This is a genomic window from Flavobacterium sp. P21 (assembly GCF_050632225.1).
Classification (GTDB): Bacteria; Bacteroidota; Bacteroidia; order Flavobacteriales; family Flavobacteriaceae; genus Flavobacterium.
Genome location: NZ_CP192585.1, coordinates 3,511,785 through 3,524,537 on the forward strand (window position 1 = coordinate 3,511,785; position 12,753 = coordinate 3,524,537).

A 12,753-nucleotide genomic window follows, 5' to 3' on the forward strand; every position below is an offset into this window, starting at 1 on the left:
CCAATAAAATGGACACAAAAGTTCTTGGAACCAGTTTTAATGTTCAGGCTTATCCAGATCAAAGAACACAAGAAGTTTCTGTTTTAACTGGAAGAGTGAATGTAAAATCTACCGTTACAGAAGAAAATGTATATGTGACTCCGGGCCAAAAAGCGGTTTTTAGATCTCAAAATAACAAACTGCAAGCTTTTAAAGATGTTCCTGTAAACACCATTTCGCTCTGGCGAAAAAACATTATGGTATTTGAAGAAACACCTCTTGCAGAAGTTGTGGCGACCATAAACCGCAATTATAACGTGGCGATTGAAATCAAAAACAAAAATTTAAACGAATTAAAGATTAGTGCCTACTTCAAAGAATTAACGGCTGATCAAGTAATTGGGCTTGTCTGCAATATTATCAATGCTAATTATAAAATAGATTCTGGAGTATATAAAATAGAATAAACGCATCAAAAATAAAACTACGTAGAAAACCCACAAACAAAACAATTAAAACTAAACATTATGAATGAAAAACAAATGCGGAATACCGTAAAGTGTGAAAGCATAAGGACAATGGGAATCAAATTATTCCTTTTTATTACTTTATTTTTTGCATCATTAACAGTAAATGCCGGTAATGTTGACATTAACAAAAGAGTGACACTAAAAGTTGAAAATGAAAGTATAAAAAATATTTTTCATAAAATTGAAAATCAAGCTGATGTACATTTCATGTACGAAAGCAGTCAAGTAAACACCAATCAGAAATTAAGCTTAAGATTAAATAATGTAACACTTGAGCAAGCACTAGATAAAATTTGCGGTGTTGCTCTCCGATATGAAATTTTAAGCAATAATATCGTGATCAAGAAAAATCAGAAAGTTGCAAATTCAGATCAGAATAAAATTACGGTTTCAGGAACTGTCTTTGGAGGAGATGACAATATGCCGTTGCCGGGTGTTGGAATTAAAGATAAAACTTCTGAAGCAACTGCAACTACAGATTTTGACGGAACATTCAAAATGGAAATCAATGCATCGGAAGCGACGCTTATTTTTTCATACGTAGGGTATGTAACTCAGGAAGTAAAAGTAAACGGCACTCAAAACATTACAGTAAAACTAGGCGCGGATGTTAAACAGCTTCAGGAAGTAATTGTAATGGGATACGGAAGTGTGAAAAAAATGAGGTTCTTGGAGCTGTTGGTACCGTTTCTATGAAAGAAAGCTCAAGCCGAACGTATAACAACAGTCGCCGAATTATTGCAAGGAACTGTTGCCGGTGTTACGGTAATAAGCGACGGAGGTGATCCAACAGCTTCTCCAACAATTAACATTCGTGGAATTGGTTCTTTGAATGCCGAAACTCCATTGATTGTTTTGGATGGAATTATCTACAGTGGTTCTTTGAATACGATAAATCCAAATGATATTGGCTCAATCAGTGTTTTGAAAGATGCGGCTTCTGCGGCAATTTATGGAGCTAGAGCTTCTGGCGGGGTGATTTTAATTACATCTAAAAAAGGAATTTCTGATCGTCTTAATGTAAATGTAAATTATCAGGGAGGTTTTCAAAATGTAGCAAAAAAACTGGATGTTTTAAATGCCGCAGAATATGCTGATGCAATGAATACTGCCACAGATAATGCGGGACTGCCTAGAATTCCAGCTTTTAATACTGCTTTTGAACCAACAGCAAGAACAACCAAAACAAACTGGATGGATGAAATTTTCCATACCGGAGAAATTCAGGATTTGTCTCTTTCTGTAAATGGAAAAACAGAAAAATCAAATTTCTTTCTTTCTGGAAGTTATAGAAAAAATGAGGGGATTTTGCTAAATACTTATTCAGAACGTTACACAGTTAGGGCAAACTCTTCTTTTAAATTGGCACCAAACTTTACTTTGGGCGAAAATTTATCGTACTCTTTAACCGATGGACAGAGTGCAAATACGTCAAGTGCTTATACTGGAGCTATTTTAGGCGCTATTTTTTATCCACCAAACGCTACTATTTATAAAGAAGATGGTTCAGGGCAATTTGGCGGTGTTCCTACAAAATATATTGGGTCTTATGGTGATGTGATCAATCCTGTTGCTTATTTAAAAAGATTGGACAATAGAAATCCTGTTTCTACAATTTTGATCAATCCGTATGCTGAATGGGAAATTATCGAAGGCTTAAAAGTAAAATCAAACTGGGGATATACCAGAATACAAGATAATGCAACAGATTTTACAGTTAAAATTACAGAACCTGGAAAAATTTTCGATTTCAATCGTCTGACTAAAAAATCTTTGAAAATCAGTGATTTATTGAGCGAGCAGACCATTTCTTATGAGAAATCATTCGGAAAACATAATCTGAAAGCTTTAGCAGGATATACATATCAAGAAACTAAAAGAGATTTTTATACCGTTGAAGGAACCGGATTTGACAATGAAGATCCATCGCAACGTTATTTATTGAATGCAAAATTAATTCAGCAGACTGGTGCAGGAATGTCAGATGAGATTATTTCATCTTATGTTGGAAGAATCAATTACGACTTTAATCAAAAATATTTATTGTCAGGAATTGTGCGTCGTGACGGAACATCAAAACTTTTATCAGAAAACCGTTGGAAAGTTTATCCTTCTGTCTCTGTAGGTTGGTTGATTTCTGAAGAAAATTTCATGAAAAGCATCAATCCAATTGTAAGCAGTTTAAAATTACGTGCAAGCTGGGGAGAAATAGGAAACTTAGGGAATCTTGGGCCATACCAATTTAGTGTTCCTTTGACTCAAACTACAGCTTTAATTGGAGCGACTCCTGTTACCAACTATGGTTATTCTGAGAGAGAACTTTCAAATCCTAACCTAAAATGGGAAAGCTCAGAACAGACAAACATTGGTTTGGATTTCACTATGTTCAACAACACATTTTTAGGTTCTGTTGATGCTTATGTAAAAACAAACAAAGATATGCTTGTCCGCGACCAATTGCCAGGTGTTTCTGGTACACCGCAAGGAAGAATCGTAAACTCTGGAGATGTTGAAAATAAAGGTATCGAGGTAAGTTTGACGTACCAAAAAACACGTGGCGAATTTAAATTTGATGTAACAGCAAATACCGGATTCTTGAGCAACAGAATTGGTTCTATTAAAGATGATCTTACTTCACTTGAGCCTTTGAATTTAAGCCGAGTTAGAAGTTTGCCGTTAGCGAATATTTATCAAGTAGGAAGTCCAGTTGGTGCTTTCTACGGATATCAAACTGACGGATTATTTCAAAGTACTGCCGAAGCAAAAGCTTATGTAAATGCAAAAGGTGAAGTGTATCAGCCAAATGCTGTTGCTGGAGATATCAAATTTAAAGATCTTAATGGAGATGGCGTAATCAATAATAGCGACAGACATGTATTAGGAAGTCCGTTTCCAAAAACAACATTCAGTTTAAACACCAACTTTAAATACAAAGGATTTGACATGAATATCTTTTTCAGCGGAGGCGACCGGAAACAGTGTTTTTAATGCTGTAAAATATACTGGCTTAAATGGTTCATTCCCTGGATATAATTTATTGGCAGAATCAAAAAATGCATGGTCGCCAACAAATACAAATACTGATATTCCAGTACTTTCGGCAACGGACAACAATAATAACTTCGGAAGAATTTCGAACTTTTATATCGAAGATGCTTCTTTCTTAAGATTAAGAAACGTTTCTATTGGCTACACCATCAAAGATAACTGGTTAAACGGAAAAGCGAAACTAAGATTCTTTCTTTCAGGACAAAACCTATTTACAATTACAAAATATTCAGGAATGGATCCAGAAGTTGGACTTACCAATTTTGGCCTTGACTTAGGCAAATATCCACTTTCTCGCATTTATATGACGGGTGTAAACGCAACATTTTAAAAATATAAAACTAACAAAATGAAAAATTTAAGTCTATTAGTATTAAGTTTTGTGCTGTTGGTAAGCACTTCGGCTTGCGAAAGCGAACTTGATGTAATTCCGCAAGGAGCGCCTTCAAGCGGGAATTTCTGGAAAACTCCAGCAGATGCAAAGGCGGGAGTAAATGCAATGTATGCTTTATATTCTGATGATAACATGTATGGTCGTGGTTTCTTCTGGCTTAACAATGCCAGTGATGATATCGGAACAAAGCCAAGACAAAATGCAGAACGTATCAAAAACTTTATTGTTGACGGAGCAGAATCAGACACTAAAGATATTTGGAGACTGCACTATGAAGTCATGAAACGCTGTAATGATGTAATTCGCAATATTCCGAATATTCCTTTGGATGAAAAAACAAAAAACGGAATGTTGGGAGAAGCCTATTTTAATCATGCTGTAATGCATTTGGAATTAGCCTACCGTTATGGAGATGACCGCGCAGGAATTCCGATTCAGGACCGTGCAAATCCATCAAACGTTTATGTTCCTCGTGCAAAAAACGTAGCTGAAAATTACGCATACATTGTCGCCGATTTAATCAAAGCCGCCGATTTGCTTCCATATTTCAATGAATTATCTCCTGACAATTATGGTCGTGCACATAAAACCGCCGCTTGGGGATATTTAGTTCGTACCTATTTGTATGCAAAAGATTGGGACAATGCGATTAAATACGCCAATTTGATTGTAAACAGTGGCAAGCATAAACTTCTGGATAATTTTGAAGATGTTTTCAAAATCAAAAACAACTGGTCAACAGAATATATTTGGTCTGTAACATCAAGTGCCGATAATACTTCTTTAGGTTCTATTTTCCCAGGAGTATGTCTAGAAGATAAAGGATGGGGAGCTTATAACGGATGGGGAAATTTCTATCCAACAAAAGAGTTGTTTGATGCTTATGCTCCAAATGATAAAAGACGCAGCGCTACTATTTTACAAAAAGGAGACAAATTCGTTTATTTTGGCGAAGAAGTGACTTTTAATGAAGGAAAATATACTGTAAGTTCAAGCAACAGAACAGGATATCAGTTTAAAAAATATATGGAGCCTTTCAGTTATCCAAAAACGGGATCTGGAGCTGTAGATATTCGCTACGTAAATGCAAACGGAGATAAACCTTCAACAACTTTAAATGTACCTCTTTTACGTTATGCTGATGTGATTTTGATGTTGGCTGAAGCCAAATTAATGAAAGGCCAAAATGCCGATACCGAAATCAATATGATTCGTCGTCGTGCGGGACTTGGAGATCTTTCAGGAGCTACATTGACCGATTTGAAAAGAGAAAGAAGATGTGAGTTAGCAGGAGAATGGACAGATCGCCACTTTGATTTAGTACGCTGGGGTGATGCAAAAGAAACCTACGCAAAACCATTGCATCATTATAACGGAAGCGTAATTTACCCAGCACGTAATTTTAATCCAGCGATTCATCACGTTTGGCCTATTCCGCCAGATGAAATTGCAGTGAGCAAAGGATCATTGACTCAAAACCAAGGTTGGTAAAAAAGTAGTTTCATTTTTTGTTGTTAGTTTTTTTACTGCACAGGCTTGTATAAAGTCTGTTGCGGTAAAAACAAAAAAACAATTATCAATATAAATAATAAGCCAGTCTTCAAAAAAAGACTGGTTTCTGCTTAAAAAGTCAATTCAAGCTATAATTCAATTTTCTATAAAGTCACCTACAACTTTATAGAATCAAATCAATTTTCGATGAAAAAAATAATCACCCTTTTTTGCCTTCAGTTTTTTGTTTTTGCGCAAGCGCAGGAATACAGTTCTTCCAATATTCATTCTCATAACGATTATGAAAGTAAATTGCCTTTTTATGGCGCTTATTCTAATGAAACCGGCGTTATCGAAGCGGATGTTTTTTTAATAAATAATGAACTTTTTGTTGCACATACTTCAAAAGAAATCAAAACTTACAACACGCTTAAAAGTTTATATCTTGAACCTCTTTCTTCCAAATTAAAAACATTAGAAGGAAAAGCCTATCCGAGCAACAAGCCTTTAATTTTAATGATCGATATTAAATCTGATGCTGATGCTACCTTGAAAGCAATTGCACAACAGTTAAAAACCTTTCCGGACATCATTTCGAATAAAAATATAAAAGTGGTCATTTCAGGAAATAGGCCTCTACCCTCTCTTTGGAAAGATTTTCCTGATTTCATTTATTTTGATGGAAGAATAAATGAAGAATACACAGCAGATCAACTAGCTCGTGTGGAAATGATTAGTGAAGATTTAAAAGAAATCACCGTTTGGAACGGAAAAGGAGTTTTGACCCAAGCTGATTCTGAAAAAATTCAGTCAATTATAAAGAAAGTCCACAGTCAAAATAAAAAAGTGCGATTTTGGGCCACTCAAGACAACGTCAATACTTACATGACTTTAATTAATTTAAAAGTCGATTTTATTGGAACTGATAAAGTAGCCGAATTGACTCAATTCATCAACAGCATTAAAACTACGTTTTACCAAAACACAGATTTTCACCAAGCTTATGTCCCAAAAAATGCATTCAAAAGCAAACGCCCAAAAAATGTTATTTTGCTGATTGGCGATGGAATGGGACTAACTCAAATTTATGCTGGTTATACGGCGAATAAAGGACAATTAAGCCTTTTTAATATTCCAACTCAAGGATTTTCTATCACAAAAGCATCAGACAGCTATATTACCGATTCTGCCGCGGGCGCAACAGCAATGGCAACAGGACACAAAACCAACAATAGATTTATCAGTGTTGACGAGCAGGGAAAACCGCTCGAATTGATCACACAACAATTGGCTAAAAAAGCTATAAAACTGCCATTATCTCTGCAGGAAATATTACAGATGCAACGCCAGCGGCGTTTTATGCTCATCAGCCAGAAAGAAGTTACAGTGAACCTATAGCAAATGATTTTTTAGCAAATCCTTCGGATATTTTAATTGGTGGCGGACAAAATGAATTTAAATCTAGAAAAGACGGCAAAGATTTGTCTAAAATTTTGATTGAAAAAGGATATACATTTTCAAATAAATTTTCAAGTTTAGATACAATCAAAAACAACCGATTTGTTGTTTTAGAAGACCAAGCAGTAGTTTCAATCAAAAACGGAAGAGGAGATTTTCTAACTAAATCTTTAGCGAAAGCCACTGCCACTTTTTCAAAAACAAAAAATCCATTTTTCATCATGGCCGAAGGCGCACAAATTGATTACGGCGGGCATCAGAATAATGTAGAATATGTTGTACGAGAAATGTTGGATTTTGACAAAGTAGTAGGACAAGCAATGGAATTTGCAGATAAAAATCCAGAAACTTTAGTAATAGTAACCGCAGATCATGAAACTGGCGGATTATCGTTAATCGACGGAAGTATTGAAAAAGGTTATGTTCATGGAAGTTTCAGTACAAATGATCATACAGCAGTTCCAGTTCCCGTTTTTGCTTATGGGCCGGGAGCTGATAATTTTAAAGGCGTTTATCAAAATACGGCTATTTATGATAAAATCATGGAATTGATTTCAGGAAAATAATCTTTACAAAAAATTAAAAAGCGGTTGAAAAATTCAATCGCTTTTTTTATGAACATACAAAGACAAGAGCTATATGATTTAGGAAGCAGGATGGTACAGGATATTTGTTTATAAACAAACTACTACATTACAAACAATTAGTCTATCATTCGTCTCAGCTATATGAAAACTCGATCAACTGCTCCTTCACTTTTATTCCATAAATTCTTTTTTAGTTTGTGTCTGTTTTTTATCACACTAAATACTATTTGGGCATTTCCAGAAACAACCTATAATGTTAAGAATTTTGGGGCCAAAGGCGATGGTACCACGCTAGATACTAATGCTATAAACAATACAATAATAGCGGTACGCAAAAGCAGGCGGTGGCACAGTATATTTCCCAGCAGGGACTTATCTAAGTTATTCTATCCGTTTGAAAAGCCATATTGCGCTTTATATGGATCAAGGAGCTACTATCGTTGGCGCTTCGCCAGATGGTGAGATTGGTTACGATGCACCTGAACCAGCTTTAAATGATCAGTTTCAGGATTTTGGACATAGTCATTGGCATAATAGTTTGATATGGGGCGAAAATCTTGAAGATATTTCGATTCTTGGGCCAGGAATAATTCACGGAAAAGGATTGTCACGAAGCGGACCTTTTAAGGCGCCAATCGGAAATAAAGCAATTGCACTTAAACTTTGCCGAAATGTGATACTGAAAGATTTTACCATACTATATGGTGGCCATTTTGGCATACTTGCTACTGGCGTTGACAATCTTACGATAGACAACTTAAAAATTGACACCAATCGTGACGGAATAGATATTGACTGTTGCAAAAATGTTCGAATATCAAACTGCACCGTAAATTCTCCTTGGGATGACGGGATTTGTCTTAAAAGTTCATTTGCCTTGGGCTATTCCAGACCTACTGAAAATGTCACCATAACAAATTGCGGCGTAAGCGGTTTTGATCGTGGCACTTTTTATAATGGAACTTACTTGCGTAATGAAGGACATTTAGTACCGGATAAAGAAGGGCCAACCGGGCGAATCAAGTTTGGTACAGAATCAAACGGTGGTTTTAAAAACATCGCGATAAGCAACTGTGTATTTGAAAACTGCCGCGGACTCGCACTCGAAACCGTTGACGGTGGCATATTAGAAGACGTTACTATTACCAATATAACCATGCGGGATATTGTCAACTCCCCTATTTTTCTTCGTCTTGGCGGACGAATGAGAGCGCCAGATGGTACTGCTGTTGGCGTATTACGTCGTATAAATATCAGCAACATAAATGTATATAATGCCGATTCTCGTTTTGCTACTCTTATAAGCGGAATTCCGAATCATCCAATTGAAGACATTCGTCTTAGCAACATCAGTATTTGGTATCGCGCTCTCGATTCTTTAGAAACTAATATACAACAAGAAGTTCCTGAATTTGAAAAAGCCTATCCTGAACCACAAAAATTCGGTGTATTACCTGTTTATGGATTTTTTATTCGGCACGCTAAAAACATCGAGCTTATGAATGTCAATCTTTATTTGCTAGGACAAGAAATTCGTCCCGCTATAATGCTAACAGATATAGAAAATATAAAAATGCGTAATCTAAATGTGCCAGAAAATCGAAAATCTGGAATCCTCGTTTTAAAAGATGTTAGCGAAATTTCTATTAAAGACAGCAAGCCATTTAAAGATTTAGAAATTCAAAAAACCACAACGAAAACATATTAGAAATGAAATTCATTATGAAAACCAAATTTCTCTTACTAATTAGCACCTTTTTAATTTTAAGTTCATTGGCATTTTCCCAAGAAGATAGAGGCTATAAAATATATCAGTTTCCAGCCAATATGATTCCAAGAATTGATGGCAATACAGATGATTGGGATACTTTTCCTTCGGAATATATTGTAGGTACTGATCAATTGTGGGATGATTCAAAACATTACCCAAAAACAGATCCTTCAAATTTGGATGTAAAAGTGAGAGTTGCTTGGGTAAAAGGCCTGAACCGATTATACTTTTTATATGAAGCTTATGATGATTATTGGGATTTTTCTTTACCCGATCTCCACAATGATATTTTTGAAATAATAGTAGATGGCGATCTCTCTGGTGGTCCTTTGACTGATCAACTACATTTGAATCAAGATCTTTCTTGGCGTCAACGCTATTTTGATTTTCATGGTGTACATGCACAGAATTACCACATCTTTACGCCGGCTGTTGGCAAAGACTGGGCACTTGCATGGGGCAGTCAGCCTTGGATCAAAAAAATGCCTTATTCGAACATTGCCTATTCCTATAACTTTAAGCCTGGTGAACCTGGAAAACTTATTGCAGAATTTTGGATTACACTCTTTGATTATGCAGGTGAAAGCCCAGAAAGAGCTGTGGAATCAAATTTGTATGATAACAAAAAAATTGGGCTCACTTGGGCAGTAATTGATTATGATGATGTAAACGACGAAAAGAAAAAAGGCTTTTGGAACTTATCTAAAAACCATAAAATGTATGGCAACTCAAGTTTGGGAACCATTTTTACCTTGCAACCACTGGAACAAAAATATCAAAAAACATTTGATGCTAAATGGTCGTTTAAAGTGACAAATATGAATAAGCGACAGGTATCATTTATAGACGAAAGTACAGGCAATATCACCAAATGGCATTGGGATTTTGGAGATGGTACGAGTTCAAATGAGCAAAACCCAATTCATGAATATAAAAATGCCGGCAAATATATTGTTATACTGGATATCGAAGGACCTTCAGGAAAAGCCCGTATGGCAAATGTTTGGGATGTCGCAGTTTATTAAATTAAGATAGAAATAAACAAAAGCATTTTGTTCTATACAATCTGATTTTCAATACATTTTTTCATCAATGATGACTCATGTATAATTAGCTCTGCTTTTAATACATCTTTTTTAAATGATTTGTTTTCATCTTTGCTATCTAGCAGAAATAGCATCTTTTCTATCAGTTTTGCAGAAATTTCAGCAAGAGGTCGCGATACGCAGGTAATTGAAGTTGGACACAGACGAAACATATCGTGATCATCAAAAGAAATTATTCCAAGCTTTTTTAATAATTGATAATCATTATCCTTAAAAGTCTCTAATCCGTGTTGTGCAAGATAATTAGTGGAGAAAAAAACAGAATCTAGATCTGTATTTTTATTAAAAAAGTCATTGATGTATTCTTTTCCATCCATCAATTTATTTTCAGGGATTCGCAGTATTGCAGGTTGTAATCCGTGCGCCGCAATTGCATTTTCATAACCTTGTAAACGATCTCTCAATTGAGATTGATTCGACGTTGTGGTGATAAAACCAATATTCTTAAACTGATTATCAATCAAATGCGTTACAGCATCATTTGAAGCTCTCTCATTATCAATTCCGACATAATTGCAATCTAGATCATCAAAAAACCGGTCCATCAAAACAACCGGAATATTATTCTTTATAAGACCTTCAATCGAATCTTTAATACCCGGAGAAGGAACAATTATGAATCCATCTACTTGCCGGAAATGAAACAATTCTATAAGTTCTTTCGACCGCTCATCATTATTCTCGTTACTGCAAAATATAACTTTATAGCCTTTTTCATAAATCATATCTTCAAAAATTCTTGCCAATTTCGAGAAAAAACTATTTGAAATATCTTCAACCATAAAAACCAGAATCTTTGATTTTCCAGTTCTCAGACTTTGTGCAATTAAATTTGGTCTGTAGTTTATGCGTTTTGCATAATCCAGCACTTTTTGCGTCACTTCTTTTGAAATATGCTTTTCTACTGCTTTACCGTTCAATACAAAAGAAACCGTCGTTATTGAAATCTTCAATTCGTCGGCAATATTTTTTATAGAAACGGTTTTACTTTTCATTCAAATCAGTTAAATATTTTGTGCAAGACATAGTAAAGTTATGATTACCTTTCTAAATGAAATTTTGATTTATGATATTTTCAAAATTTATTTTAAAAAAGCAAATATATAAAATATTTTACCATTAATAATTTTATTATTAAAATATTTTAATAATAAAATTATTGAAGAATCGTCTCTATTGTTTTCAAATAAAGCCGATTATAATCAAAAAAACTAGAGTTTGATTACAACTAATCCTTTTTACTTTCCTTTAAATTCAAATCATAAAAAGCGCGTCCGAGTTGTGCGAGGAAAGGCAAACCAATTTTTTCGTATTCATAAATCCCATCATTGAAAATTTGGTCTTCGTTGACCAATAAAGTAGCACTAAGAATAAATTCGACATGATTAACTTCATCTAAGATGTACGCACAATCGACTAATGTTCCGTAAGCATCTCCAACTTTATTATATATTTTTATGTTACTTGGAATTGGATCTTTTGTATCACCAAACATTAAAAACTTGCAGTATCCGTCGTAATATTCTTTTGGGTTATAACCCGCATTTCTAGGTAAATTCTGCATATCAAACAAAAGGAGTTCCCTGTTTTCTTTTGACAAATCAAAACGTTCTTTGCTTGAAAAATTATTCGGGAAAACAATTCTTTTCATAACTCCGTGCAATGTTTCTAGCGGAAGATAATTTTTTTTGCTAAAATCCATTGGAGAATTAACCAGTTTATCGTCTTCAAGATAACCCTTCCCTTTTAGAGTTTTATTTAATTTCAATGGAGTAATTTTGCTATCATCGACACTTGGAATGATTATTTTTTCACCATCTTTTTTATAAAACGTTATTTTTTTGTCTGCGAAGCTCCCGAATTCGGAGTTGATAAACGATGATTTATCCGAACTTCTTTCAATCCTTTTTCATTGAGTTTTGAATTAATATAATCGCGACCCATAAATTCATACAAATCATTGCTTGCTTCGTTTGAACTCACTGCAAAAATTTTACGCAAATCGTCTGAAAAAGATGCTTTAGTTGTGTCATTATCAACGGTAAAAACGGTATTTACATCAAGATCTTTCATCTTGTTCAATTTTTCCAAAGCTAGAACCGAAATGGGAAGTTTTACTGTACTTGCCGGGTAAAAATAATTTGAAGCATCGACGTTATATTTGTAATCTTTTAAAATCACTTTTCCATCGTTTTTTCTTTTTACCGAAGTATAAATAATCTGCAATTCATAATGTTCCGGCTGATCTGCCACTTTTTTAATAGCACTGTTATCACTTTTTAAAATTTGAGTGATTGGACTGTTTTTTGCTGATTTACAACCAGAAAGAAAACATAAAAGACTAATTAAAAAAAGAGATTTATACATAAAATTTATTTTAGCAATTTGT

The 12,753-nt window shown here is 34.6% G+C and carries 11 protein-coding genes and 1 pseudogene; 9 read left to right on the top strand and 3 right to left on the bottom strand.

Features of this window, described 5'->3' with window-relative positions:
- Positions 1 to 8 precede the first annotated feature (8 nt).
- From ACQ9BO_RS17595 to ACQ9BO_RS17635, 9 genes and pseudogenes are all read left to right on the top strand, one after another.
- Positions 9 to 446: a FecR family protein gene (locus ACQ9BO_RS17595; RefSeq protein ID WP_431241777.1), complete on the top strand. Its 438-nt coding sequence runs from the start codon at positions 9 to 11 to the stop codon at positions 444 to 446.
- A gap of 60 nt (positions 447 to 506) precedes the next feature.
- Positions 507 to 1,205 carry a carboxypeptidase-like regulatory domain-containing protein gene (locus ACQ9BO_RS17600; RefSeq protein WP_431241778.1) on the top strand — a complete coding sequence of 233 codons (699 nt, stop codon included), beginning with the start codon at positions 507 to 509 and terminating at the stop codon, positions 1,203 to 1,205.
- Between the two features lie 42 nt (positions 1,206 to 1,247).
- Positions 1,248 to 3,497 carry a SusC/RagA family TonB-linked outer membrane protein gene (locus ACQ9BO_RS17605; RefSeq protein WP_431241779.1) on the top strand — a complete coding sequence of 750 codons (2,250 nt, stop codon included), beginning with the start codon at positions 1,248 to 1,250 and terminating at the stop codon, positions 3,495 to 3,497.
- A gap of 49 nt (positions 3,498 to 3,546) precedes the next feature.
- On the top strand, positions 3,547 to 3,888 hold the full coding sequence (locus ACQ9BO_RS17610; protein ID WP_431241780.1) for a hypothetical protein: 342 nt from the start codon (positions 3,547 to 3,549) through the stop codon (positions 3,886 to 3,888).
- Positions 3,889 to 3,906: 18 nt separating this feature from the next.
- Entirely contained in the window at positions 3,907 to 5,442 is a 1,536-nt protein-coding gene (locus ACQ9BO_RS17615) for a RagB/SusD family nutrient uptake outer membrane protein (protein WP_431241781.1), read from the top strand.
- A 207-nt stretch (positions 5,443 to 5,649) separates the two neighbouring features.
- Positions 5,650 to 6,840: an alkaline phosphatase gene (locus tag ACQ9BO_RS17620; RefSeq protein ID WP_431241782.1), complete on the top strand. Its 1,191-nt coding sequence runs from the start codon at positions 5,650 to 5,652 to the stop codon at positions 6,838 to 6,840.
- The gene (locus ACQ9BO_RS17625) at positions 6,774 to 7,466 is read left to right on the top strand and encodes an alkaline phosphatase (RefSeq protein WP_431245148.1); all 693 of its coding nucleotides are present in this window, start codon (positions 6,774 to 6,776) and stop codon (positions 7,464 to 7,466) included. The genes ACQ9BO_RS17620 and ACQ9BO_RS17625 overlap by 67 nt, the downstream gene beginning before the upstream one ends.
- 364 nt (positions 7,467 to 7,830) lie before the next feature.
- Positions 7,831 to 9,195 (top strand): annotated as a pseudogene (locus tag ACQ9BO_RS17630) (rhamnogalacturonidase); the annotation flags it as partial.
- 65 nt (positions 9,196 to 9,260) lie between these two features.
- Positions 9,261 to 10,283 (top strand): PKD domain-containing protein, encoded by a 1,023-nt coding sequence (locus ACQ9BO_RS17635; RefSeq protein WP_431241783.1) that lies wholly within the window; start codon positions 9,261 to 9,263, stop codon positions 10,281 to 10,283.
- A gap of 32 nt (positions 10,284 to 10,315) precedes the next feature.
- Here the strand turns inward: ACQ9BO_RS17635 and ACQ9BO_RS17640 are convergent, their stop codons facing one another.
- The 3 genes from ACQ9BO_RS17640 to ACQ9BO_RS17650 form a co-directional block, all read right to left on the bottom strand.
- Positions 10,316 to 11,359 carry a LacI family DNA-binding transcriptional regulator gene (locus tag ACQ9BO_RS17640; RefSeq protein ID WP_431241784.1) on the bottom strand — a complete coding sequence of 348 codons (1,044 nt, stop codon included), beginning with the start codon at positions 11,357 to 11,359 and terminating at the stop codon, positions 10,316 to 10,318.
- A 233-nt stretch (positions 11,360 to 11,592) separates the two neighbouring features.
- Positions 11,593 to 12,132, bottom strand: a complete 540-nt coding sequence (locus ACQ9BO_RS17645) for a hypothetical protein (protein WP_431241785.1) — start codon at positions 12,130 to 12,132, stop codon at positions 11,593 to 11,595.
- A 65-nt stretch (positions 12,133 to 12,197) separates the two neighbouring features.
- The gene (locus ACQ9BO_RS17650) at positions 12,198 to 12,731 is read right to left on the bottom strand and encodes a serine hydrolase (protein WP_431241786.1); all 534 of its coding nucleotides are present in this window, start codon (positions 12,729 to 12,731) and stop codon (positions 12,198 to 12,200) included.
- Positions 12,732 to 12,753: the final 22 nt, after the last annotated feature.

Excerpts from the sequence above, each read along its gene's own strand:
- ACQ9BO_RS17595 (WP_431241777.1), top strand. The coding sequence starts at position 9 with ATGGACACAAAAGTTCTTGGAACCAGTTTTAATGTTCAGGCTTATCCA.
- ACQ9BO_RS17600 (WP_431241778.1), top strand. The coding sequence starts at position 507 with ATGAATGAAAAACAAATGCGGAATACCGTAAAGTGTGAAAGCATAAGG.
- ACQ9BO_RS17615 (WP_431241781.1), top strand. The coding sequence starts at position 3,907 with ATGAAAAATTTAAGTCTATTAGTATTAAGTTTTGTGCTGTTGGTAAGC.
- ACQ9BO_RS17620 (WP_431241782.1), top strand. The coding sequence starts at position 5,650 with ATGAAAAAAATAATCACCCTTTTTTGCCTTCAGTTTTTTGTTTTTGCG.
- ACQ9BO_RS17640 (WP_431241784.1), bottom strand. The coding sequence starts at position 11,359 with ATGAAAAGTAAAACCGTTTCTATAAAAAATATTGCCGACGAATTGAAG.
- ACQ9BO_RS17650 (WP_431241786.1), bottom strand. The coding sequence starts at position 12,731 with ATGTATAAATCTCTTTTTTTAATTAGTCTTTTATGTTTTCTTTCTGGT.